This window comes from Cupriavidus sp. FW305-26 (assembly GCF_058787975.1).
On record NZ_JBYTAH010000057.1, the window covers coordinates 1 to 24,081 of the forward strand.

The following is a 24,081-nucleotide window of genomic DNA, read 5'->3' on the forward strand; positions in this document are numbered from 1 at the left end:
TTCACCATCATGGGCCGCATCGACGACGTGCTGAACGTGTCGGGCCACCGCATGGGGACGATGGAGATCGAGTCCGCTCTGGTGTCCAACCCGCTGGTGGCTGAAGCCGCCGTGGTGGGCCGCCCCGACGACATGACCGGCGAGGCCATCTGCGCCTTCGTCGTGCTCAAGCGTTCGCGTCCGACTGGCGAAGAGGCCGTCAAGATCGCGACGGAGCTGCGCAACTGGGTCGGCAAGGAGATCGGCCCGATCGCCAAGCCCAAGGACATCCGCTTTGGCGACAACCTGCCCAAGACGCGCTCGGGCAAGATCATGCGGCGCCTGCTGCGGTCGCTGGCCAAGGGCGAGGAAATCACGCAGGACACCTCGACGCTGGAGAATCCGGCCATCCTGGAGCAGCTTGGCCAGGCACGCTGAAGATGCGGCGCGACTATGCCCGATTCAGACAAGGTCGACAATTGTGCAGTGCCGCCGAGCGCTGGCCCAAGGTGACCGCAGCCCCTTGAGCTTTCCAGACTTGACGCGCGGGATCATTCCGCAATGGTCTCGATCGTCAGGGTGACCTCGCCGCTCATCGCGGCCAGCATGGCCGGGCCGCCGCCCTTGTAGGCGACATGGGTCATGTCGAGCTTGGCCTGGGACTTGCGTGCGGCGTGCCGTGGTTGCCGGCAGCCAGGAACGAAGGATCTTCGCGCAGGGCGCCAGGCATGCCTGCCGGCGCGGCGCACAGCAGCGCGTTCATCTGGGACAGCTCGCGCAGGGTGTCCAGGTGCAATGCGCTGGTTTCCACGCTCGCGGTGCGGCGCTGCGCGACGCGGGCAATGTGGCGGGCGGTGAAGCGCTCGGCGCGCGCCTGGAAGTCGCCGGCGCATTCGAGAAGCAATGCCGAAGCTGCGCGGTCGTTGGCAACAAAGAGCGACATCCTGGTACGCAGGTTGGCCACCAGCATGTCGCATAGTTCCAGCAGTTCGGCGCTGCCCTCGGCCGAGAAGCAGTAGTTGCGGGTGAGCTTGCGCTGGTCCAGGTCGACCAGGATCCGTTCGACGATATCGCCCGCGTACTCCAGGTTGATATTGACCAGCATGATCGCATCCCAGCGTTCCGCATCCTCACCGTCGAGGCTGCCGGCGTCGACGTCGGTCAGGTACATCTTGACGGACGAATAGAGGTCGTCGATGCGGTCGTCCAGCGCGCGGCAGCGGGCGTTAGCGGCGCGGTCGTTGCCCACGATCGAGAGCTTCATGCCATCGAGCATTTCCTCGATCACGTCGCCGATGCGCACGACCTCGCGCGTGGCATTGCCCAGCGCGACGGACGGGTGCCGCAGGTCGCTCTGGCTCAGGTAGCGCGCGCCGCCGGGCGCTGCGTCGTCGTGCGCATCAGGCAGCCATCGGGTGCAGAGGGCCGCCACCGGGTTGACAAACCAGATCAGCGTTGCGGCCAGGGTCAGGTTGAAGGCCATGTGGAAGTCGATGGCCATGGTGCCGGCACTGCTGCCCAGGCGCGCCAGCAGCCAGGGGATGGCGTCCAGCAGCGGCAGGAATGCCAGTATCCCCGCGAACCGGAAGATCAGGTTCGCGAGCGATACCCGTCGCGCGGCAGGCGAAGTGCCGGAATTGGCCAGGCAGGCAATCAGGCCACTGCCCAGATTGGCGCCAAGCACCAGCGGCAAGGCGGTGGCAGGTCCGATGACGCCGCCCATGGCCAGCGTTGCGGTGAGCAATACCGCGGCCAGGCTGGAGTAGGCCAGCAAGGTCACGAAGGCGCCGATCACCAGGGCCAGCAGTGCGTCGTTACCAAGCGAGGTGAAGATGGCGCGCACGATCTCGGCGTGCAGCAGCGGCGCGGCGTAGAGGCGGATCAGCTGCAAGGCCAGCGTGATCAACCCCAGTCCCACGATGACTTCGCCGGCCTGTCCGCGCAGGCTGGCCTTGCCGGACAGGCGCAGTGCGATGCCGATCACCAGCAGCAGTGGCGAGAGCCAGGAGATATCGACCGTCAGCAGACGCGCCATCAGGCTGGTGCCGACGTCGGCACCGAGCACGATCGGCAGTGCCGCCGGCAACGACACCAGGCCCCCTGCAACGAAGGCGCTGGTCATCAGCGCCGTGGCGCTGCTGCTCTGGATCAGCGCGGTCACGCCAAGCCCGGCCACGAAGCCACGCGCGGGACTGGCCGTGCCCGCGGCCAGCACCAGCCGCAAGCGCGGCCCCAACAGCTCCAGCATGCCGTGGCGCGTCACATGCGCGCCCCAGATCAGTAGTGCGACCCCGGACATCAGGGAAAGCAGGATTTGCATGGCGCCGCCCCCTGGTGGTGGCTGTCTTCGCGGCCACCTTTATCTGCTTGTTGAGGAAGCGTGCCGGCCAGGCCGGCACGCACCGGACTTAGTCCGCGTGGTTCAGCGCCAGCCGCAGGATGTCGAAGTTGCGCAGCCGCTGGCCTGCGGGCGCAGTGACCTTGCGGTTGAACAGCAGCGGCACCTTTTGCTCGGACAGGCCGCCATGCGAGCGCAGCGGGGCATCCAGGCCGCTCAGGTCATGGCGCGCCGGCGTGGTGCCGAGCACGGTCAGGCGTTCGCTGACCACCACCAGGTCGCCGATGCGGTCGGGCGGCAGTTCGAAGCGCTCGCTGGCGGCGCGCTTGTCCAGCACCAGTTCGATCCCGGGCAGTGCGGCGATGGCTTCATGCACGGCCTGTTGATTGGTGCCGGCAGGCAGGTACACGGTCGCGTAGGAGCCCAGTGCGCCATGGTGGGCGACGTAGGGATCGGTGATCGGCAGCAGCACGCGCGTGGCGTCCGCGCCGAAACGCTCGTCCAGCACCTGCTGCAGGAACAGGATGTTGGCCTTGCCCAGCGAATCGGTCTTGGCATTCATGCCGTGGTCGGCGGTGACGCCGATGACCGCACCGAGCGCGTCCAGGCGCTGCAGGTAGCTGTCGATCATGGCGTAGAAGGCATTGGCCTGCGGCGTTCCCGGGGCATGCTTGTGCTGGATGTAGTCCGTGGTGGACAGGTACATCAGGTCGGGGCGGACGGTTTCCAGCAAGGCCACGCCGGCGGCGAACACGAACTCGGACAGGTCGGCGCTGTAGACCGAGGGCAGCGGCATGCCGACCTTGCGCAGCACGTCGTCGATGCCGTTGTCTTCGATGGTGGCCTGGTCGGCCTTCTCCGCCGAGAAGCAGATGCCCTTGAGGCTGTGGCCCAGCAGCGCGCGCAGCTTGTCCTTGGCGGTGACCACTGCCACCGATGCGCCGGCCTGCGCTGCCGCAGCCAGCACGGTGGGCGCGCGCAGGTAGCGGGCGTCGTTCATCAGCACTTCGGCGCCGGCTTCGGTGTCGTAGAAGAAGTTGCCGCAGATGCCGTGCACCGACGGCGGCACGCCGGTCACGATCGACAGGTTGTTGGGGTTGGTGAACGACGGCACCACGCAATCGCCGGTCAGGACGGTGCCGCGTTTGGCCAGGCTGGCGAAGAACGGGGTGGCGCCCGCCTGCACGGCAAGGTTGATGTATTCCTGCTCGCAGCCATCGATGCAGACGATGACGGTGGGCCGGGCGGGAAGCTGGTAGTGGTGGCCGTTGACCTGGATCTGGGTGCTCATGGCGTCTCTTGCGGAAGGATTGTGAAGGGGATTTGCCTGAGACCCATGCTAAGTTAGGCGATAAACTCTCACAATCGAGTTTATTTTCCAGATTCTGTCAGGAAATCTCACAATGCCGCACAAGCTGCCCCCGCTCAACGCCCTGCGCATCTTCGAGGTTGCCGCCCGCGCCGGCAGCTATTCGGCGGCCGCGCGCGAGCTGCACCTGACCCATGGCGCGGTCAGCCGGCAGATCGAGATCCTGGAGCAATGGCTGGGGCAGCCGCTGTTTATCCGCCAGGGCCAGCGCATGGTGCCGACTGTCCACGCGCAGGCGTTCGCGCGCGAGATCAGCACGGCGTTCGACCAGATCAGCGCCGCTTCCGAGCGCTATGGCCGCATCGCCACGCGCAAGGTGGTGCGCGTCAATGCCCCGGCAACCTTTGCCATGCGCTGGCTGATTCCGCGGCTGGATGACTTCCGGCACCGGCAGCCCGAGGTCGACGTGCGTGTGTCGACCGCCTTCAGCAACGAGGCAGGATTCAATGGCACCTTTGACGTGGCGATACGGCGCACCCTCGAACGTGGCGAACAGTTCGAGTCAGTGCCGATCTTTTCGGAGTACCAGACGGTGATCGCCAGTCCGGCGATGCTGGAGCAGGTGCCGTTGCAAGGTGTAGAGGACCTGGTGGAGGGCGTCTTCCTCTATACGGAGACCCGGCCGGGAAGCTGGGAATCGTGGCTGCAGCAGGCGGGACATGCCTCGCTGCTGCCGGTGCGAACGCTGCGCTTCGACCATTTCTTTGTCACGCTGCAGGCGGTGGTGGACAGCCTTGGCTTTGCCATCGGCACCTTTCCGACGCTGGAAACGGACCGCGCGGGCGGGCGCATTGCGACGCCGTTTGCCGCCATCCGCGCACCGGGCAATACCTATCATGCGCTGGTGCCGCGCGATGCCGACAAGCCGCTGCATCTGCGCGCGTTCCTGGAGTGGCTGCAGCAGCAGGGGCAGACGGCCGCAGCGACCTGAAGCGGCGCGAGCCGGGGAAGCGGGGCGAGTGTGGCGCGCGGCCCGCGCGATGCGGGCCTGCGCTGAGACGGGAGCTCAGGCCCCGTCGAGGAACGCGCTGCGCTGGCCCAGGCGCGAGCCGAGCGCATCGGGGGCCAGGCTCATGCTGGCGGGGTCCACGGCCGAGGCGGGGCTGCCAGCCATGGTCGGGTCGGCGGCTGCCGGCGCCATGCCCGGCTGGGCCGCCTGTATGGGAGCCTGGGCATAGCTGCCGCCCGCTGCGGGTGCCACCTGGGCCGACGGCGCTGCCGACGGCATGGCTTGCACGGGCTGGGCGGACTGCACCGGCTGACTGGATTGCATCGGCTGCATCGGCTGCGTCATTGGCATCGGCTGGCTCGGCTGCAGGGGCTGAGCCTGCTGCGCAAACAGCGGGTAGGACGCGATCATCGCGCCAGCCACGACCAGGGATTTCGCCAGATGTTGCTTCATTCGTGTACCTCCTAGAACGCCTACAGGCAAGGGAACAGTCACTGTAGCGCCGCAGCACCTGACATTCTGTTTGATTTTGCAACGGTCGTTAACCAGCCTTGCCATTGCGGCCAGGGCAGGTTAATTGCGCGCGCGGCCTGCAAATCTTGCGCGGCCGTCAACGCCGGGCCAATCGCTTGAGCGCCGCGGGGTCCAGCAGTTCGATCTGGCGGTACTCGCGGCGGATCAGGCCCGCGTCTTCCCACGCCTGCAGGTACTTGGCCACGGTCTGGCGCGAGCGGTTGACCATGTCGCCAAGGTCCTCAGCGCTGATGCGCACGACATGGTCGGTGCGGTCGGCCAGTTCCAGCAGGCGCGCCGCCATGCGCGCGTCGATGGGCGCCTGCGCCGCGCTTTGCGCGTGGTCGAACGCTACGCGCAGGCGCGCGCAGATCTGCTGCACGATCAGCTGCATGCCTTCCGGATGCGCGGCCAGGATGCGGTGGAAGTCGCGCTGGCTCAGCACCATCAGTTCCGTATTGCCTACGGCGAAGGCGTCGTGCGTGCGCGGCTTGCCGTCCAGCAGCGAGATCTCGCCGAACCAGCGGCCACGCCCGATCACCGAGTACACTGACTCGCGCCCGCCCGTGCTGACCCGGCTCATGCGCACCCGGCCCGACAGCACCATGCAGAAGTAGGTGGGCGGATCGCCGCGCGCGAAGATCATCTCGCCGTCGCCAAAGCGCAGGCGGCGTGCGGCGTTCGCCACGGCATCGAGCACGCCCGGCGGCGCATTGCGCAGCCAGCCGCTGGCCAGCACGCTGCGCGGCAGCGTGTGCGCCGGCTCCACCGCTCTCGATCCACTCTTCACATCAGCCTTCACATCGCTCTCCTGCTGGAGCCGAGATTGTCCAATACTTAACAGACTTTGGCGCGGTGCGCCCGGACAATGCATCGATTCAATGACTCACATGCCCCCGGGAGGTACGCATATGGCGCAAATCCATCTCGTCGATTCAATCAGGGACCGCGTCTCCGACGCCGAATGGCAGATGCGCGTGGACCTGGCGGCCGCGTACCGCCTGGTCGCCCACTTCGGCTGGGACGACCTGATCTTCACCCATATCTCGGCACGCGTGCCCGATGCGCCGGACCAGTTCCTGATCAACCCGTACGGGATGATGTTCGACGAGATCACGGCATCGAGCCTGGTCAAGGTCGACCACGAAGGGCAGCCCGTGCTGGAAACGCCGTATGACGTCAACCCGGCCGGCTTCATCATCCACAGCGCCGTGCACGAGGCGCGCCCCGAAGTCGGCTGCGTGATGCACACGCATACCTCGCACGGCGTCGCCGTCTCGGCGCAGCAGGCGGGCCTGCTGCCGATTTCGCAGCAGTCGATGTTCGCGCTGACCGGGCTGGCGTACCACGACTATGAAGGCGTGGCGCTGCGCGAGGACGAAAAGGCGCGGCTGGTGGCAGACCTGGGCCGCTGCAAGCAGATGATCCTGCGCAACCATGGCCTGCTGACGTGCGGGCGCACGGTATCCGATGCTTTCCTGACCATGTACACGCTCGAGTCCGCCTGCCGCATCCAGATCCTGGCGCAAAGCGGCGGCACGCCGCTGACCATGGTGCCCGAAGCCGCCAGCGCCAACATGGGCCAGCAGGCGCGCCAGGCCACCAAGGGCAAGGGCTCCAACCTGGCCTGGCCGGGCCTGCTGCGCCGCCTCGACCGCATCAACCCTGACTACCGCAACTGACCATGGCCATCCTCGTTCACCTGCCGTCGTTCATGGCGGTTCCCATCACTGCCGCGCTGCGCGAAGCCGCGCCGGACATCACCGTGTGGAACGGCCGCGAGGCCGCCGTCGCGGAACAGGTCGAAGCCATCATCGCCTGGGGCCTGAAGCCCGGCGTGCTGCCGGCCTACCCGAAGCTGCGGCTGGTCTGCGCTGCCACCGCGGGCGTCGACAAGCTGCTGGCGGCGCCGGACCTGCCGCCTGGCATGCCGGTCACGCGCATCGTCGATCCCGGCCAGCAGGCCGGCATCGCCCACTACGTGCTGGCGATGGCGCTGCGCCATACCCGCGCGCTCGGCCGGTACGCCGAACAGCAGCGCCGCGGCGAATGGAAGCGCCACCCGGGGCGCGATGTGTCGCGCTGCCGCGTGGGTGTGCTGGGGCTGGGCGAGATCGGCAGCGAGGTGGCGCGCATGTTTGCCGCCATCGGCTACCCGGTCAGCGGCTGGAGCCGCAGCGCCAAGCATCTGCCCGGCGTGACCGACTTCACCGGCGACGACGGGCTGGATGCCATGCTCGCGCACAGCGACATCCTGGTCTGCACGCTGCCGCTGACGCCGCGCACCGAGGGCATGCTGAACCGCCAGACGCTGTCGCGGCTGCCCAAGGGGGCGTTCCTGATCAACGTCGGGCGTGGCGAGCATGTGGTCGAGCCAGACCTGGTCGCACTGATCGACGAAGGCCACCTTGCCGGCGCGGCGCTTGATGTGTTCGCCAAGGAGCCGCCCTCGGCGGACGATCCGGTCTGGAACCATCCCCGCATCGAGGCCACGCCGCATATCGCGGCCGACCCCTCGTACGAACTGGTGGCGCGGCAATGCATCGAGAACCTGCGGCGCGCGCGCGACGGGCGTGAACTGTTGAACCAGGTGGACCGGCAAGCGGGCTACTGAGCGCCCGGCGTGCCGGTCCGTCCGGGTGGCTATGTCACGCTTACATCCGCGGTTCCCGCCGCCACCTCCAGCAGCCGCGTGCTCGCCGTGGCAGGTAGCGCCGGCGCCGTGCCGCCCTCGAGCGGCTTGAGCGTATGGAAGGTGCAGCTCAGCTTCTCGGGCGTCAGGGTGACCAGCGTGTAGCCCTCGGCGTTGGAGTCGGCATGGCGCAGCCACGCGTTGAAGGTGCGCAAGGTGGTGTCGAAGGTGTTCACCACCGTGCTGCCCACGTCGCTGTAGACCAGTTCACGCAGTGCGGCGAAGGCCTGGTCGTTGTCGACGATCGAGCGGAATGAACTGAGCAGGGAGTTGCTCGACAGGCCGGCCGTGACCAGGTCCACCATCACCGGCGCTGGCGTCGCCGCATCGTAGTCGTCCATCACCTGGCCGGCAAAGAATGCGTGGATATCGCCGCTCAGCGCCACCACATTGCGCACGCCGTTGTTCTTCAGGAACGCCATCAGGTTCTTGCGCTCGGCGTTGTAGCCATCCCACTGGTCGGCATTGAGGATAAAGCGGTCGAGCAGCGCGATGGCCGGCAACCGGCTTTCGATCAGCGGCTTGATGTTGGCATCGAACGTGGCGCTGTCGATGCCGACCTGCGCCAGTACATTGCGCAGCGCCGTGTAGGCCAGGTTGGCATAGGTGCCGGCGGTCTTGGCCGCGCGCAGGTCGTCGGCCAGCGCATTGGCAATGGCGCTCTCCAGCGAGGACAGGGAATTGTTGGCCAGCACCAGCGCCCTGGCGATCAGCCGTGCCACCGCCTGGATCACATCCACCTGCATGCGCAACAGCGACAACTGGTTGGCCCACAGCTTCCACGCGGTGGCGTCGGCGCCGACGCGGTCCTGCCACCACGCGCGCTGCGCATCGCCCAGCATCGACACCGGTGTCAGCGTGCCGCCGGCGGCGGCAATCTTCTGCGCTTCGGCCGCAGCCAGTGTCTCGGCCGGGACGAAGTACAGGGCGCCGACTGCGCGGCCGGTGGCTTGCTCGGAGATGATGTGGTCGGCGCGGTACAGGCGCTCGTCGGTCATCAGCAGGGTGGCGAGATTGCCGAAGGTGAACGAGCGATAGATCTGGATGTTCTGGAACGACGGGTTGTTGACGTCCAGGCTGACATCGGCCGGCATGAACTCGAACCACGCCTGGTTGGCAGCGCGCCGGCGCGCGGTGCGCGGCGTCAGGTCGTCGTCGGAGTCGTAGGTCTGCCGGTCCTGCCAGCAATTGTCCGAGAATTCATGGTCGTCCCAGATCGCAATCATCGGGAACGCGGCATGCAGGGCCTGCAGGCGCGCGTCGGTGCGATAGCTGCGGTACAGGTAGCGATAGTCGTCCAGCGTGGTGGCGTAGACGCTGCCGTCCGGCAGCGCGGTGCCATTGGGCAGTTGCAGCACGCCGTGGCGATCCTCCACATTGCCGGCGCGCGAGCCGCCCGGGACGGCCTCGTAGATGTAGTCGCCGACATGGACGATGAAGTCCAGGTCCTGCTGCGCCAGTTCTTCCATGCCGGCCCAGTGGTTGGCATTCCAGTCCTGGCAGCTGACAAAGGCGAAACGCAGCTGTGACAAGGGCGTGCCGGCCGCTGCCGCGGTGCGGGTGCGGCCGACGGTGCTGGGGCGGTTGCCCAGCAGGAAGCGGTAGTAGTAGCGGGTGCCGGGGCTCAGGCCCGTGACCTTGTTGCGGATGGTGTAGTCCCAGTCCGGTAGGGCCATCAGCGGTTGATTGACCAGCAGGCTCGGTGGTGGGAAGTCAGGCTGCGCCGACACCTGCAGCCGCACCACCACCGGCCGCTTGCCATTGCTGCCTTCCAGCCGCGTCCATACCACCACGCTGTCGGGCTTGGGGTCGCCCGAGGCGACGCCATGGACGAAATTGAAATTTTCCGGATTGCCGGTGTCGGGTTCCGGGTCGTCGCCGCCGCCGCAGGCGCTCAGCCCGCCGGTGGCAACGGTGACGGTCAGGAAACTTCCCCACTTGAGAAACTGTCGGCGGTCCATGGCGCTCCTCCTGTGCTTGCGGTCTCGGTCCACGCAGCGCGCAGCCGCGGCCACGATGCCGCTTGCGGCACCAGGATTCGTGGGGGCGTGCTGGTTGCTGAATGCATACTAGTGGCTGGCCTGCACGCTCGCCGTCGGTGAGGTTCCGACATCGATATAGGAGGAAGTCGACTGGTTCGTGCCGGCGCTGGCGCACCGCGCACCACCGTTGCTGGCGCGATCGGCAAGTCGGCATGCATTGCCTGCGACGCGGCCTAGACTGGAAGCAAAAGATTCGGACGCGAGGGCATCATGGCGTACGACAGCATCCTGGTCCATCTCGACGGCAACCGGCAGGCCATGCAGCGCTTGCAGGTTGCGGCACGCCTTGCCACCGCCAGCCAGTGTCCGCTGATCGGCCTGCTGGCCGGGCGCGTGCCAGACCCCAGCTGGTTCTACCGCATGAACAATGCCCAGCGCTGCCTGGCCGAAGACCAGGAGCGGCGCCGGCTGCAGCGCGAGAACATGCGTTGTGCCTTCGCGGCCGCCACGCGCGAGCTGGCGGTTGCCTGCGACTGGCGCACCGTCGAGCGCGATCCGGTGCCACTGGCGCTGCGCGAGGCGCGCGAGGCCGGCCTGATCGTCTCCGGCCAGTATGACGCCGACAACGCTGAAGGCCCGGTGGCGCGGCAGCTGTTGGAGGCGCTGCTGCTTGAGAGCGGCCGGCCGGCGCTGGTGGTGCCCTGTTCCGGCGCTTTCGCCACCGTGGGCACACGCGTGCTGGTGGCCTGGAACGGCAGCCGCGAGGCCGCGCGTGCCTTGCACGACGCGCTGCCGCTGATGGCCGGGGCACGCGCGCGGGTGCTGGGCGCCCATGCCGCCAGGGAGCCGCGTGCCGATGCCACTCCGGTCAGCCATGCCGTGCACGTGCTGGAGCGACAGGGTGTGGCAGTTGAGGTGGAGCACGGCCCGGGCGGTGGCGACCTGGCCATCGGTGAGCTGATCCTGTCGCGAGCGTCGGACTTTGGTGCCGACCTGATCGTGATGGGCGCCTACGGCCACGGCCGGCTGCGCGAGCTGGTGCTGGGCGGCGTGACCAGGGTGGTGCTGGAGTCGATGACGGTGCCGGTGCTGTTCTCGCACTGAAGCGCAGCGCCAGGGTTCATGCGGCAAGCCCCTCCAGCGCGGCGCCCCCCGGTGGTCTTCAGTCGACCGTGATGTGGTTGGCCTGGATCACCTTGCCCCACACGCCCACGTCGTCGCGCACGGTCTGCGCGAACTGCTCGGCACTCCTGGCGGGCGCCATGCCCATGTTCAGCTGCAGGAAGCGCTCGCGCATGGGCGCGTCAGCCAGCAGGCGGGTCACTTCCGCATTGAGCCGCTGCACGATGGCGGCACTGGTGCCGGCCGGCGCGAACAGGCCATACCAGCTGTCGGTATCGAACCGGTAGCCCTGTTCAGTCATGGTCGGCACGTCCGGCGTGGCCGGCGCGCGGCGCGTGCCGCTGATGGCCAGCGCGCGCAGCTTGCCGGCGCGGATCAGCGGCAGCGACGACGAGGTATCGACAAAGGCCACCTTGACCACGCCGCCCTGCATGTCGGTCAGGATCTGCGCCACGCCCTTGTACGGCACGTGGCGCAGCTTCATGCCGGTCTGCATCTTGAGGGCTTCCATGGTCAGGTGGCCGCCCGAGCCGATGCCCCATGAGCCGTAGTCGTATGCATCCGGGCGCTTGAGCACGTGGGCGACGAGCTCCTTGAGCGTGCGCGCCGGGAAGTCCGGCGTCACCACCAGGAAATTGCCGCCAGCGCCGACCTGCGCCACCGGCAACAGGTCGCGCAGGCCGTCATAGGGCAGCCTGGGCTGCAGGGTCTGGTTGATCACCACCGTGGCGGCATAGGTGAACAGAAGCGTGTAGCCGTCGGGGCTGGCCTTGGCCACGGTATCGTTGCCGATGATGCCGGTCGCGCCGGGCTTGTTGTCGACCACGATGGTCTGGCCCAGCGCCTTGCCGAGCGATGCGGCCAGCGCGCGCGCGAACAGGTCGGTGCCGCCGCCGGGCGGGGCCGGCACCACCAGCCGGATGGGCTTGGCGGGCCAGGCATTGCTGGCGCATAGCGGGCCGGCCGCAGCACCAAGACCAAGTGCGGCAAGCGCGCGCAGCACGTCGCGCCGGCGCGCGTTGCCAGGCAGTTCTGTCGGAGCCGGGTTCATTGCTCGGGGCATGGCGTCTCCCTAGTGCATGCCGAAGTTGTCCGCCGCGTCGCTTTCCAGCGCGTCGGCGGCCGCGCCGTACAGGCTGCGCGACACATAGCTGCGGATCTGCGTGGCGCGCTGGCGCAGCCAGGCGGCCTTGAGTTGGCGGGCCTCGCGCACGGTGGGCGTTTCATCGGGCGCCAGCGCCAGCACGTCGATCACGTGCAGCGCCAGTTGCGTGTCGCCGCGCGCGGCCAGGGCCTGCGCGTGGCGGATCAGTGCGCCATGGTCGGCCACGGCCGCGGCGATCTCGGCGGCCGCCTGTTGAGGCGCGGCTGGATGCAGCGTGGTGGCATTGCGGTCCCACCAGCCGTTCTCAGAGCGGTAGATGTCGCGCGCGATGTAGCTGGGGTCGCCATAGGTGGGGCGCATCCAGGGCTGGTCGAACAGGTCCGCCGGCGGCTTGAGCGCGGCCAGCACCTGGCGTTCGTTGCAGCCGGCGTTCATCAGCCGCACCACCTCCGCGCGCAGCCAGCGCAGGGCCCTGGCGGTCTGGCACAGCACGCGCTGGCACTCGTCCTCGCCCTGCAGCGTGGCGCCGAACTCTCGCACCACGGTGCGCGGCTGCAGCCCGGCCAATCGTTCCAGCGTATCGGCCCAGCGCACGGTGTCGCGCATGGTGCGGAAGGGGGTGCCGATGTTCGGGATCGAATCGATCACCGCGGGGCCGCCGTACAGCAGGCGCCGGCCCGGCAGCCAGACCGCCACGGCGTCGTCGGTCTCGGACGGCGCCCACAGGATTTCCGCGCGGCGCTCGCCCCGGCCCAGCGTCAGGCCATCGGCGAAGGTCTCGGTGGGTTCGATGTGGACCAGCTTTCCCGCCAGCGCGCCGGCCGGCTGGCGGAACTGGATCTCTGCCATGCGCTCCTGCATGCGCTGGGTCTCGCGGTAGCGCGCCTGCCGCGCCAGCACGTTGACGTGGGCCAGCACGCGTGGCGCGGGCTCGCCGCGCGCTGCGGCGTGGTCCAGCCATTGCTGCAGGCCGGCGTTGTAGCCCATATGGCCGTGGCTGTAGCAGATGGCCAGCACCGGCAGCCAGGTCTGCGTGCGCAGCGCCTCGATCATGCCGCGCGTGACGCGCCCGCCGGGGCCGCTGTCGACCACCAGCAGGCCGCCGCCCACGTCTGCGACAAAGCTCTGCCCTTGCCCGTGCAGCAACCACACGCCGTCGCCGACGCTTTCGATTCCTGTGCCAGTGACCAGTGCGGCCGGCCGGTCCTCAATGTCCTGCATGCTTGCCTCCTCCGCGAACCAGGTCGCGTCCAGCGCAACTGTCACGCAAGAAGGGGCATCCCGGGGATTGGGGAAAATCCCGCCGGGATGCGGCGAACCGGCCGCAAACCAAGCGCCGGTGCGGCCCGGCGGAGGTTTTGGAATTTCATGTGTAAACCGCTGGTTAGCACCGCGCGGGTGCAGGGAGTTCCCCGCCGGCGCGCGCTGCGGTAGCGGCTGCCTTCAGTCAAGTCGGCGCAGCGGACTGTCAGGCAGGTTGGACAGATAGTGGACTTCACGCCGTAGCAAGGTGGCGAACTGCGCCGCCACCGGCGTCATCGGCGAATCGGCGCGGTAGATCAGGCTGACGGTGTGGCTGGGCAGCTTGTCCTCGATCGGCAACGGCACCAGGCCATTGGCGGCCAGCCGGCCTGCCACCATCTGGCGCGGCAGCATGCACAGCAGGTGGCGGTCCTGCATCAGGTGCTCGATCATGCCGATGGTGTCGCAGCGCACTGCCACGCGCGGCAATGGCAGATCGCGTTCACGGAAGGCATCGAGGATGGCGGCGCCCGGGCCGTGCATGCGCTGGCCGGTCAGGATCCAGTCCGAGCCGATCAGTTCGCGCAGGCTGCGGGCGTTGCGCAGCGGATGCTCGCGGTGCGCCATCACGACCGAGTCGTTGTTGTAGAGCGGCTCGCAGGTGAATTCGCGCTCGATGCCCTCATCCGGGACCGGGCTGACTGCCATGTCCATCACGCCCGAGCGCAGTTCGTCCAGGTGGGTCGGGTAGCCCCAGCTGTCGATGCACACCAGCACGTCGGGGTGCTGGACGCGAAAGCGCTTGACCACCGCGGGCAGCAGCACATGCGCCGGGCCGCGGGTGGTGCCGACGCGCACCACGCCGTTGCGCGCGCCCAGCATCTGCGCCATTTCCTCGCTGGCCTTGCGGGCCTCGGTGGCGATCAGCCGCGCGCGCCGCAGGAAGGCATCGCCGTAGCGCGACAGCACCACGCCGCGGGTGGTGCGGGTCAGCAGCGGCACATGCAGCTCCTCTTCCAGCTGGCGGATGCTCTTGGTCAGTGCCGGTGCCGACACGTCGCGCGCACGGGCCCCGGCGCGGATGCTGCCGTGCTCGGCCACGGCGATGAAGTCCTGGACTTGGCTCAGACGCATGGATTTGGCTCCACTCAAACGACGCACTGGGCGCACAGCATAGCGGCATTCCGGCGGGTTCGGGATAACCCCAGGGTGCTAACCATTGGTTTGCACCGAGGCAGTTTTAGCATCTGCCGTGATGCGCCGTGCCAACGCATGATCGCTCCACATCGTCGCAAACCGCCGGCCGCGCCGGCATCTTCGAGGAGTGGCATCGCATGACGAACCGGCAAGACCTGCCGCTGGCAGGCATACGCGTGGCGGAGTTCGGGCAGTTCATCGCGGCGCCGGGCGCGGCCATGATGCTGGCCGACCTGGGCGCCGACGTGGTCAAGGTGGAGGCCTTGCGCGGCGACAGCGCGCGGCGCTTTGACGGCACCAGCCCGCAGAGCCCGATGTACCTGGCCTACAACCGCGGCAAGCGCGGCATAGCGCTGGACCTGCGCACGCCCGGCGGGCTGGACGCCGCACGGCGGCTGGCGCTGGCCAGCGACGTGGTGCTGCACAACACCCGCGCCGGCGTGATGGAAGCGCTGGGGCTGGACGCCGCCACGCTGCGCGCGGCGCGTCCCGACCTGATCCATGCCTCCATCAGCGGCTTCGGCACGCGTGGGCCGTCGCGCACGCGCCCCGGGCTGGATATTGCCGCGCAGGCCGAGAGCGGCATGATGTCCGTCACCGGCGAGGCCGGCGGGCAGCCGCTGAAGGCCGGTTTTGCGCTGATCGACGCGGCCACCGCGCTGGCGACCGGCAACGCCATCCTGGCGGCGCTGTTCCGGCGCGAGCGCACCGGCGCCGGCGAGACCATCGAGACCTCGCTGCTGTCGGTCGGCGTGCAGATGCAGGCCCAGCTGTGGGCCGAGTACCAGTGCTCCGGCGCGCTGCCGGTGCGCAGCGGCAACAGCCAGCCCAAGGCCGCGCCGGCCGCGGATGTGATCGCGGTGGCGGACGGGCATATCGTGCTGTCGGCCTATCTCGACGAGCACTGGACGCGCCTGTGCGAGGCCATCGGCCAGCCGGCGCTGGCGCACGATCCGCGCTTTGCCTGCAACGCGCTGCGCGTGCAGAACCGCCCGGCGCTGCTGGCCATCCTGCACGACGCCATGCGCCACCTCAGCGGCGACGCCGCGCGCACGCTGCTGGAGCGCCACCAGGTGGTGGTGGGCGTGGTGCGCGACTACCACCAGGTCAACGCGAGCCCCGACGTGCGCGCCAGTGGGGTGCTGCAAGCCGTTGACGACGGCGAGGGCGGCCAGCTGGAGCTGCCGGGACTGCCCTTCACCATGGCCAGCATGCCGGCAGGCGCGATGCCCGCGGTGCCGCGCCTCGGCCAGCATACGACCGAGGTGCTGGCCGAGCTCGGCTTCAGCGCCGCGGAGATTCACACCATGGCCCGCGCCGGCGCGATCGGCGTGGAACAAGCCCGGCAGGAGCCCGCATGAACACCCCCCAATCCCCTGTACTGCTGCAGCGCCATGCCGGCTGGGCCGAGGTGGTGCTGAACCGCCCGGCCCGCCGCAATGCCGTCGACATGTCGCTGGCACGCGCGCTGGGCGACGCCATCGAGACCCTGGCCGCCGACGACAGCGTGCGCGCCGTGCTGCTGCGCGGCGCCGACGGCGCCTTCTGTTCCGGCCTGGACCTGCAGGCACTGCAGGCGGAGCGCGGCGGGCTGGCCGCGTTTGCGCCGCTCTGGGAGCGCGTCCACCTGGGCCTGCTGCAAAGCCGCAAGGCATGGATCGTGGCGCTGGAGCGCCATGCCATCAACGGCGGCGCGGCGCTGGCGCTGGCCGGCGACCTGCTGGTGTGCGGCGCCGGGGCCTTCCTGCAGATCGGCGAGATCCGCCTGGGCATGGCCGCGCCGCGCAATGCCGACTGGCTGGCGCTGCGCCATTCCGAGGCCGTGGCCGCGCGCCTGTGCCTGCTTGGCGACCGCGTGCCCGCGCCGGAGCTGCTGCGCCTGGGCATTGCCACCGAACTGGTCGAAGACGCCGAGGTGCTGGACCGCGCGCGCGGCCTGGCCGCCACCATCGGGGGTTTTCCGGCTGGTGGCGTGGCTGCGATCAAGGGCGGCATGCGCGCCGCGACGAGGCGCATGGCATCTGCTGCGCGCGACAAGAATTCCTGAGGACCGATATTTCCATGACAGATTCCATCACCACCGACGACGACGCGTCGCTGCAGGACTTCCGCCGCGAGGTGCGCGAGTTCGTCGCCCGGTCGCTGCCCCATGCCGTGCGCGAGAAAGTCCGCCTCGGACTGGAACTCAGCAAGCCAGAGCTGGTCGACTGGCAGCGCCGGCTGGCCGAACGCGGCTGGCTGGCGCCGCACTGGCCGGCTGAATGGCAGGGCTGCAACTGGAGCGCCGAGCGCCGCGCCGCATTCCAGGAAGAACTGGTGCTGGCGCACGCGCCCGAGAGCGGCGGCATCACCTTCGAGATGATCGGCCCGATCCTGATCCGCTACGGCACGCCGGCGCAGCAGCAGTACTTCCTGCCGCGCATCCTGAACCAGGAGCACTGGTGGTGCCAGGGCTATTCCGAACCGAACTCCGGCTCCGACCTGGCTTCGCTGAAGACGCGTGCGGTGCGCAAGACGCGGCCCGACGGCACCGAGGTCTACGTGGTCAGCGGCAGCAAGATCTGGACCTCCTACGCGCAGTACGCGGACTGGATCTTCTGCCTGGTGCGCACCGATACCGAGGCGCGCGCGCAGCGGGGCATCAGCTTCCTGCTGATCGACATGCGCAGCCCCGGCGTCAGCGTGCGGCCGCTGGTGGGCATCCATGGCTGGCACCTGTTCAACCAGGTGTTCTTCGACGAGGTGGAAGTGCCGGTGCAGAACCTCGTCGGCGAGGAGAACGCCGGCTGGACCATCGCCAAGTCCCTGCTCGAGCATGAGCGGCTGAACCTGGCGCGCGTGGCGGAGAACCGCCGCCGCCTGGCCAAGGTGCGCGCCATCGGCAACGAGCTGGAGGAGGGCGGCCAGCCGCTGTCGCAGCGCCCGTGGTTTGCACGCCGGATGCGCGCGCTGGAGGTGCGGCTCGAAGCGCTGGCTGCAACCGTGCTGCGCTTTCGCAAGCGGGCGCGCGCCGGCGAAACGCTGGGGCCGGAGACCGGCATGCTCAAGCTGCTGGGCAGCCGGCTGATCCAGGACATCGAGAACCTGGCGGTCGATGCGCTGGGGCCGGACACGCTGGCCTATGACCGCGCCGCGCACTTCGAGCCCGCCGTGCCGCAAGCGGGACAGTCGGCGTACGCCGCGGCGGCATCGGCGCGCCGCTTCGTCACCCGCGGCTACTCCATTGCCGGCGGCTCCAGCGAGATCCAGCACGAACTGCTGGCCAAGCAGGTGCTGGGCCTGTAGTGGCTCCAATCGTGCCCGCAACCCAGGACAAGGAACTGAACACATGAGCGATCCAACGGACGATCGCCGCATGCTGCAGGAAAGCGTGCGGCGCTATGTCGAACGCGGCTACGGCTTCGAGCAGCGCCGCGCGGCGCTGGCCGAGCCCGATGGCTTCTCGCGCAAGCACTGGCAGGCGTTTGCCGAAATGGGCTGGCTGGCCGTGGGGCTGCCCGAAGCCTGCGGCGGCCTGGGCGATGCCGCGGACCAGGCCCTGCTGGCCGAGGAACTGGGCCGCGCCCAGCCTGCCGAGCCCTGGCTGGCCAATGCCGCGCTGTGCGCGCCGCTGCTGGCCGCCTGCGGCGATCCCGCCCACGCCGCGATCGCGGCGTCGATGGCCGAGGGTGGCGCGATGCTGGCGCTGGCCGCATGGGAAACGCAGGGACGCTATGACGCCTTCGATATCAGCACCACCGCGCAACAGCATGAGCCGGGGCAATGGACGCTGGACGGCCGCAAGACCCTGGTGCTGGGCGGCGGCAGCGCCGCGGTGCTGCTGGTGCTGGCGCGTAGCGGCGGCCAGCGCCGCGACCGCGACGGCCTGACACTGTTCGCGGTGCCGGCCGACATGCGCGGCATCAGCGTCGATGCGCTGCCGACCTACGACGGCCGCCAGACCGCCAGCGTGACGCTGCGCCGCGCGACCGTGCCGGACAGCGCGCGCATCGGCCCGGTGGACGGCGCCTGGCCGCTGGTGGAAGCCGCCATCGACCAGGCCACGGTGATGGCCTGCGCCGAAGCCGTGGGCACCATGTCGCGCGCGTTCGACCTGACCCGCGACTACCTGGTGACGCGCGAGCAGTTCGGCCGCGCGCTGACGGCCAACCAGGTGATCCGGCACCGGCTGGTGGACCTCTATGTCAGCGTCGAGCAGGCACGCGCCATCACCGAGCTGGCGGCCAACGCCCTGCATGGCGATGCGGTGGCGCGCATGCGCGCGGTATCCCATGCCAAGGCCTTTGTCTCGGATGCCGGGCGCGCGCTCGGCGAAGACGTGGTGCAGCTGCACGGTGCGGTGGGCATGACCGACGAGATGGAAATCGGCCACTGCTACAAGCGCCTGGCAGCCCACGCCAACCTGTTCGGCGATGCCGACTGGCACTACGAACGGCTGGCGGCACTCGATCACGCGGCGCAGGCGCAAGCCTGAGCCGGTTCAGCCAGGGCGCCCGGGCCGCTGCCCGGTGCGCCCACCCATGACACGCCGGCAACGCACCGGCATGCGCGGCCAATGCGCCGCAACGGAGACAGCAATATGAGCAGCCAGCACACTGGCGCCCGCAGGGCTTGTGCCACGCGCACAGCAGCCCTGGCCGCGGCGCTGGCCCTGGCGGGCGCCGCCAGCGCGCACGCCGAGGCCCCGTACCCCAGCAAGCCCATCCGCATGGTGCTGCCCTCGGGCGCGGGCACCGTCACCGACCAGACGGCACGGCTGGTGGCCGAGCGCCTGACCGCCGCGCTCAGGCAGCCGGTGGTGGTCGACAACCGCCCCGGCGCCAACGGCATCATCGCCAACGAGACCGTGGCGCGCGCCGCGCCCGACGGCTACACGTTGCTGTTCACCTATGCCGCGACCATGACGGTGAACCCGTGGACCACGCCGTCGCTGCCCTATGACCCGATCAAGGACTTCACCCCCATCGCACGCCCCAGCCAGCCCGGCGGCAACCTGCTCGCGGTCAGCGCCAATGTGCCGGTGCACAGCCTGCAGGAGCTGATTGCCTACGCCAGGTCCAGCAAGACGGAACTGGCGTACTGCTCTTGGGGCGTGGGCTCGGGCGGCCACCTGGCCATGGAATACCTGAAGGCCAAGACCGGCATCCACCTGCGCCATATCCCCTACAAGACCGCCACCCAGTGCAGCAACGACCTGGCCGCGGGCCACGTCACCGTCGGCATCACCGACGCCATCTCGTCGGTCCCGCACCTGAAGTCCGGCCGCATACGGGGCATTGCGATCTCCGGACCGGAGCGCCTGCTGACGGCTCCGGACGTGCCGACCATGTCGCAGCAGGGCGTGCCCTTCCAGCAAGCCAGCTGGGTCGCGATCTTCGGCCCCAGGGGCCTGCCCGCGCCGATCGTCAACCGGCTCAACGCCGAGGTGAATCGCATTCTGCAGACACCGGGCGACCGCGAGAAATTCACCGCCATGAACCTGCAGCCGGCCGCGCCGTCGAGCCCGGCCGACCTGGGCAAGCTGGTCAGCGCCGACCTGGCCGCGTGGGGCGAGGTGGTGAAGGTGGCGGGGCTGCAGGCGAAGTAAGGCTGGACCACAACAACAACGGGAGACAGGCAGCGTGAAGGTAAGACAGTGGATGGTGATGGGTGCGGCGCTGGCCGCGGGCAATGCCGTGGCGGGCACGATGCAGTTGTTCGGGGTGGTCGATGCATCGATCGAATACGCCAGGGGCTCGGAAAGCGTGGTGCGCATGCGCGAAGGCCAGCAGGCCGCGTCGCGCTGGGGCATCCGCGGCATCGAGGACCTGGGCGGCGGGCTCAAGGCCAACTTCCTGGTCGAGTCGGGCTTCAATATCGACAACGGCACCGAGTTCTTCGGCAACAACCGGCTGTTCGGGCGGCAGGCCTATCTGGGCCTGTCGGGCAACTGGGGCGAGTTCCGGCTGGGGCGGCAGTACACGCCGTCGTTCTATGCGCTGCTGCGGCTGGATCCGTTCCTGCTCAATGGCGCGGTGTCGCCGTTCAACCTGCTGAGCGCGACTGCATCGCAGGGCACCGGGCACGTGGCCTACGGCGCCCGCTTCGACAACGCCGTGCAGTATTTCTCGCCCAAGTGGGGCGGCTTTTCCTTCGGCGCAGCGGTGGCGCCGGGCGAGGTGCCGGGGTCGGCGCGCTCAGGGCTGAACTTCGGCATGAATGCGACCTACGAGGCCGGCAACGTCTACGCGTTCTACTCCTACCAGGGGATGTATTCGGGCGCCAACGTGCCGGTGGAACCGACGCTGACTTCCAACCATTTCGTCGGCGGCTCCTATCGCTTCAAGCCGGTGGAAATCGGCCTGCTGTACAGCGCCGCCAGCAGCGACCGGCCCGAGACCCGCTCGGCACGCCACTACGGCGTGACCTTCAGCTGGAACGTGACGCAGCGCGACACCTTCAAGGCCGCCGCACTCAAGCGCCAGATCCTGGGCGGCGGCCAGCGGCCGCTGGCGGTGACGCTGGGGTGGGACCATGACCTGAGCAAGCGCACCACCGCCTATGTGCGGGCGGTGCTGGTGCATAACAGCCCTGGCGGCAGCGTGAGCAACAACAGCATCGTGATCGATCCGGGTAGCGGGGATGATGCGAAGTCGGTGAGCGTGGGGTTGCGGCATCGGTTCTGAAACGGACTGCTGCCCGTTCATGCGGCGCTGAGGCCAAGCGGCTGAGGCTACGGAGACCCGGGGCGGGCTGCCACCTGTCCCGTGGCGCTCCCCGCAAAGTGGGGGAAGGCGCCAATCTCTAGAACGCATCCCGGGCTGTCGCTCGTGTCGGGTCATTTTCCTTTGTGCTTACTCTTCGCGCTTCACAAGGCGAACGAAATCGCACGGAACGACCCTATAGATCATGGCGATACGAGATTGATATAGGACATCCCTTAATTTCTATTGGAATTCTCATTCAATCGAAAACAATGGCGATATCTGAATAATCCACCTTCCTTCCTCAACGCATAACGGCTACCGTACGCGACGAACGCATCTTCTTGACGGTCATGCAAATGACGCGAGAAGCAAAGCACCGGAACACTGGTGCTTCTGCGGCAAGAGAAAGTTCAACGCTACGGAGTGCTGCACTTGGATAACCGACCGCCGTTCCTTTCCTCCCGCACCGTCACCGTGTCTGGTCCGGCGTTGCCGGAACTCTTCGGACAGTCCCCCTTTACCTTCGTACGCCTGGATGGCAAGGAAGGCGTCTGCGGCCTGTTCGAATACGACATCGAACTGAAGACGCCGGACAAGGCCTACAACTTCCACGGCCCGGAAGGCAACTTCGACTTGCGCGAGATGAACGGGCGCGAGCTGACCGTTCGCATCGAACTGGATGGCATGGGCACCGGGATGGCAGGCGGCGTGGGTGCCGGCACGCGTGAGATCAGCGGCATAGTGGACCGCGCCCGCTACCTGCGCGCCGAAGGGCGGCACTTTGTCTACGGACTGACCCTGCGTCCCTGGCTGTGGATCGCCTCCCAGAACCGGGACAGCCGCGTCTTCGAGAACCGCACCGACATCGAGATCATCGAAGAGGTCCTGTCTGCATACTCCTTTCCGGTTGAGCGCAGGCTCGACGTGGCGAAATACCCCAGGCGGGTCTACCGCACCCAGTGCGAAGAGAGCGACTACACCTTCATCGCCCGCCTCATGCAGCACTGGGGCATATCGTGGTTCTTCGAACATTCTGACGGCAAGCACCGCCTGGTTCTGGTCGATCACGTCGGTGGCTATTTCAGCATGCCGAGCGAGGCGTACCAGGTGCTGGAAATCCATCCGCCTGGCGTCAGGGTCGACCAGGAACACCTCGATGCGTTCTCGGTTGTCGATGCCGTGGTCGCAGGCAAGTACACGACCAATGCCTACAGCTTCACCCAGCCGCGCGGCAACCTGAGCGCCAGCAGTTCGGACCCGCGGGACACGGGCCTGAACACTGGCGCGCTGCACCAGGAGGTGTACGACTTCCCCAGCGAGCATGCCCAGCCGGCCACGGACAACCGCCCGTGGGACGAAGGCGACATGATCGCCCGCATCCGCATGGAGGAAATCCGTTCGCGTGGCCTGCGCTGCTTTGGCACCGGCAACCTGCGCGCGGTGGTGCCAGGCTGCACCATGAATGTGAAGGGACACCCCCAGCAGGCGGCCAACCGCGAGTACGTGGTGCTTGGCGCCAACCTCAGGCTGGAAGACGTGGCCGAGGCCTCCGGCGAGGGCCAGCGCTGGCATTGCCGCGTCGAGTTCGAGTGCCACCCCACCCATGAGGTCTTCCGTCCGGCGCTGAGCATCCCGTGGCCGGTGGTCGCTGGGCCGCAAAGCGCGACCGTGGTCGGGCCGGAAGACAGCCATGTCGTGTGGCCGGATCAGTATGGGCGCGTCCGCGTCCAGTTTCCGTGGGACCGCTTCAACAAGATGTCCTGCTGGGTGCGCGTGGCCACGCCGTGGGCGGGCTCACAGTACGGCCAGATCAGCATCCCGCGTATCGGCAGCGAAGTTCTGGTGATGTTCCTGGACGGCGGCGATCCGGACAAGCCCATTGTGATGGGGGCGGTGCCGAACAGCCTCAACATGCCGCCATGGCAGCTGCCGGACCAGCTCGCTCTCACCGGCATTCGCAGCCGCGAGCACGATGGTGGTCGTAGTAACCACCTGGTGCTGGACGACACCAAGGGAAAAATCCAGGCGCAGCTCGCATCGGACCACCTGCAGTCGCAGATCAGCATGGGGTACATCACCGGCATTCCTGACGTGCAGGGACGCCGCGACAAGCGTGGTGAGGGGCTGGAGGCGCGCACCGATGGACATGCCGCGCTACGCGCGGCGTTGGGCATGCTGCTAACCACCTACCCGCGCGAACGGGCCGAGGGCAACGCCATGAACGTGGAGGATGTCATCCATGTGTTCATGGAAGCCCTGACCCTGGCGGATTCGCTCGCCCAGAGCGCGGTCAATGCCCAGGCCCAGACCGGGCAGCAGCAGGAGGTTGCCAAGACTTTGCGCAGCCAGGCCGATGCGGTCAAGGGCGGCGGCAAGCTGGGGGAATTCACCGAGCCGCACATCACCGTTGCCAGCCGGGCGGGCATCGCCACCACCGCGCCGGGATCCACGCACCTTTACAGCGGCGAACACATTGCGCTGACCAGCGGCCAGCACCTCTCATTCTCCTGCGGCGGTGGCATGTACGCCACGATCAGCGACCGTTTCTCGCTCTTCGTCCAGCGCGACGGGATCAAGCTGTATTCGGCCAAGGGCAAGGTGGAGGTGCAGGCCCAGTCGGATGACGTCGATGTGATCGCACAGAAGGTGCTGCGCCTGCTGTCCACAACTGACTGGGTGGAGATCAGCGGCAAGAAAGGCGTTCGGGTCAATGTCGAAGGCAACGAGTTGCGCATCACGCCGGAGGGCATCGAGAACATTTCGACGGGCAAGTGGATTGTGTTCTCGGCCAGCAAGTCGCTCACCGGGCCAAAGAATGCTCCCTATACGATGCCCACCACCAAGATCTGCTCGCACCTGGCGGCGGGAGCGGCGGCATCCGGCGCCGGTGCCGTGCCTCTGCATTGA

General features: G+C 68.2%; 20 protein-coding genes. 12 read left to right on the forward strand and 8 right to left on the reverse strand.

Going from position 1 to position 24,081, the window contains the following annotated elements; genetic code table 11:
- On the forward strand, nt 1–417 hold a 417-nt coding region (locus tag AC3WQZ_RS26005), incomplete at its 5' end, for an AMP-binding enzyme (RefSeq protein WP_492301497.1).
- A gap of 202 nt (nt 418–619) precedes the next feature.
- Here the strand turns inward: AC3WQZ_RS26005 and AC3WQZ_RS26010 are convergent.
- Nucleotides 620–2,299 carry a Na/Pi cotransporter family protein gene (locus tag AC3WQZ_RS26010; protein ID WP_439669800.1) on the reverse strand — a complete coding sequence of 560 codons (1,680 nt, stop codon included), beginning with the start codon at nt 2,297–2,299 and terminating at the stop codon, nt 620–622.
- Nucleotides 2,300–2,387: 88 nt separating this feature from the next.
- Nucleotides 2,388–3,608 (reverse strand): phosphonoacetate hydrolase, encoded by a 1,221-nt coding sequence (gene phnA, locus AC3WQZ_RS26015; protein WP_439669801.1) that lies wholly within the window; start codon nt 3,606–3,608, stop codon nt 2,388–2,390.
- A 112-nt stretch (nt 3,609–3,720) separates the two neighbouring features.
- Between phnA and AC3WQZ_RS26020 the strand changes: the two genes are divergently transcribed.
- The gene (locus tag AC3WQZ_RS26020) at nt 3,721–4,617 is read left to right on the forward strand and encodes a LysR substrate-binding domain-containing protein (RefSeq protein WP_439669802.1); all 897 of its coding nucleotides are present in this window, start codon (nt 3,721–3,723) and stop codon (nt 4,615–4,617) included.
- A gap of 75 nt (nt 4,618–4,692) precedes the next feature.
- Here the strand turns inward: AC3WQZ_RS26020 and AC3WQZ_RS26025 are convergent, their stop codons facing one another.
- The gene (locus tag AC3WQZ_RS26025) at nt 4,693–5,088 is read right to left on the reverse strand and encodes a hypothetical protein (RefSeq protein ID WP_010813366.1); all 396 of its coding nucleotides are present in this window, start codon (nt 5,086–5,088) and stop codon (nt 4,693–4,695) included.
- A gap of 157 nt (nt 5,089–5,245) precedes the next feature.
- Complete coding sequence (locus tag AC3WQZ_RS26030) at nt 5,246–5,950, reverse strand: Crp/Fnr family transcriptional regulator (protein WP_492301498.1); 705 nt, start codon at nt 5,948–5,950, stop codon at nt 5,246–5,248.
- A 109-nt stretch (nt 5,951–6,059) separates the two neighbouring features.
- Between AC3WQZ_RS26030 and AC3WQZ_RS26035 the strand changes: the two genes are divergently transcribed.
- Complete coding sequence (locus AC3WQZ_RS26035; protein WP_492301499.1) at nt 6,060–6,830, forward strand: class II aldolase/adducin family protein; 771 nt, start codon at nt 6,060–6,062, stop codon at nt 6,828–6,830.
- 2 nt (nt 6,831–6,832) lie between these two features.
- Nucleotides 6,833–7,762 carry a 2-hydroxyacid dehydrogenase gene (locus AC3WQZ_RS26040; RefSeq protein WP_011616835.1) on the forward strand — a complete coding sequence of 310 codons (930 nt, stop codon included), beginning with the start codon at nt 6,833–6,835 and terminating at the stop codon, nt 7,760–7,762.
- A gap of 29 nt (nt 7,763–7,791) precedes the next feature.
- Here the strand turns inward: AC3WQZ_RS26040 and AC3WQZ_RS26045 are convergent, their stop codons facing one another.
- Nucleotides 7,792–9,801 (reverse strand): alkaline phosphatase D family protein, encoded by a 2,010-nt coding sequence (locus AC3WQZ_RS26045; protein WP_011616836.1) that lies wholly within the window; start codon nt 9,799–9,801, stop codon nt 7,792–7,794.
- A gap of 291 nt (nt 9,802–10,092) precedes the next feature.
- Here AC3WQZ_RS26045 and AC3WQZ_RS26050 point away from each other — a divergent pair, with 291 nt between their 5' ends.
- Nucleotides 10,093–10,926: a universal stress protein gene (locus AC3WQZ_RS26050; RefSeq protein ID WP_010813371.1), complete on the forward strand. Its 834-nt coding sequence runs from the start codon at nt 10,093–10,095 to the stop codon at nt 10,924–10,926.
- A 58-nt stretch (nt 10,927–10,984) separates the two neighbouring features.
- Here the strand turns inward: AC3WQZ_RS26050 and AC3WQZ_RS26055 are convergent, their stop codons facing one another.
- From AC3WQZ_RS26055 to AC3WQZ_RS26065, 3 genes are all read right to left on the reverse strand, one after another.
- The gene (locus tag AC3WQZ_RS26055) at nt 10,985–12,007 is read right to left on the reverse strand and encodes a Bug family tripartite tricarboxylate transporter substrate binding protein (RefSeq protein ID WP_492301501.1); all 1,023 of its coding nucleotides are present in this window, start codon (nt 12,005–12,007) and stop codon (nt 10,985–10,987) included.
- Nucleotides 12,008–12,016: 9 nt separating this feature from the next.
- Nucleotides 12,017–13,270 carry an alkyl sulfatase dimerization domain-containing protein gene (locus tag AC3WQZ_RS26060; RefSeq protein WP_492301502.1) on the reverse strand — a complete coding sequence of 418 codons (1,254 nt, stop codon included), beginning with the start codon at nt 13,268–13,270 and terminating at the stop codon, nt 12,017–12,019.
- Nucleotides 13,271–13,492: 222 nt separating this feature from the next.
- Complete coding sequence (locus AC3WQZ_RS26065) at nt 13,493–14,425, reverse strand: LysR family transcriptional regulator (RefSeq protein WP_010813374.1); 933 nt, start codon at nt 14,423–14,425, stop codon at nt 13,493–13,495.
- A 200-nt stretch (nt 14,426–14,625) separates the two neighbouring features.
- Here AC3WQZ_RS26065 and AC3WQZ_RS26070 point away from each other — a divergent pair, with 200 nt between their 5' ends.
- The 7 genes from AC3WQZ_RS26070 to AC3WQZ_RS26100 all read left to right on the forward strand — a co-directional run bounded on the left by AC3WQZ_RS26070 (nt 14,626) and on the right by AC3WQZ_RS26100 (nt 24,081).
- Nucleotides 14,626–15,849, forward strand: coding sequence for a CaiB/BaiF CoA transferase family protein (locus AC3WQZ_RS26070; RefSeq protein ID WP_011616839.1), 1,224 nt, complete (start codon nt 14,626–14,628; stop codon nt 15,847–15,849).
- The gene (locus tag AC3WQZ_RS26075; protein WP_492301504.1) at nt 15,846–16,535 is read left to right on the forward strand and encodes an enoyl-CoA hydratase/isomerase family protein; all 690 of its coding nucleotides are present in this window, start codon (nt 15,846–15,848) and stop codon (nt 16,533–16,535) included. The genes AC3WQZ_RS26070 and AC3WQZ_RS26075 overlap by 4 nt, the downstream gene beginning before the upstream one ends.
- 14 nt (nt 16,536–16,549) lie before the next feature.
- Nucleotides 16,550–17,773, forward strand: a complete 1,224-nt coding sequence (locus AC3WQZ_RS26080) for an acyl-CoA dehydrogenase family protein (RefSeq protein WP_439672550.1) — start codon at nt 16,550–16,552, stop codon at nt 17,771–17,773.
- Between the two features lie 43 nt (nt 17,774–17,816).
- Nucleotides 17,817–18,962 (forward strand): acyl-CoA dehydrogenase family protein, encoded by a 1,146-nt coding sequence (locus AC3WQZ_RS26085; RefSeq protein WP_492301505.1) that lies wholly within the window; start codon nt 17,817–17,819, stop codon nt 18,960–18,962.
- A gap of 105 nt (nt 18,963–19,067) precedes the next feature.
- Entirely contained in the window at nt 19,068–20,075 is a 1,008-nt protein-coding gene (locus AC3WQZ_RS26090) for a Bug family tripartite tricarboxylate transporter substrate binding protein (protein WP_011616843.1), read from the forward strand.
- A 52-nt stretch (nt 20,076–20,127) separates the two neighbouring features.
- A complete protein-coding gene (locus AC3WQZ_RS26095; protein ID WP_010813380.1) occupies nt 20,128–21,153 on the forward strand; it encodes a porin in 1,026 nt (341 codons plus the stop codon).
- A gap of 453 nt (nt 21,154–21,606) precedes the next feature.
- Entirely contained in the window at nt 21,607–24,081 is a 2,475-nt protein-coding gene (locus AC3WQZ_RS26100) for a type VI secretion system Vgr family protein (RefSeq protein WP_492301506.1), read from the forward strand.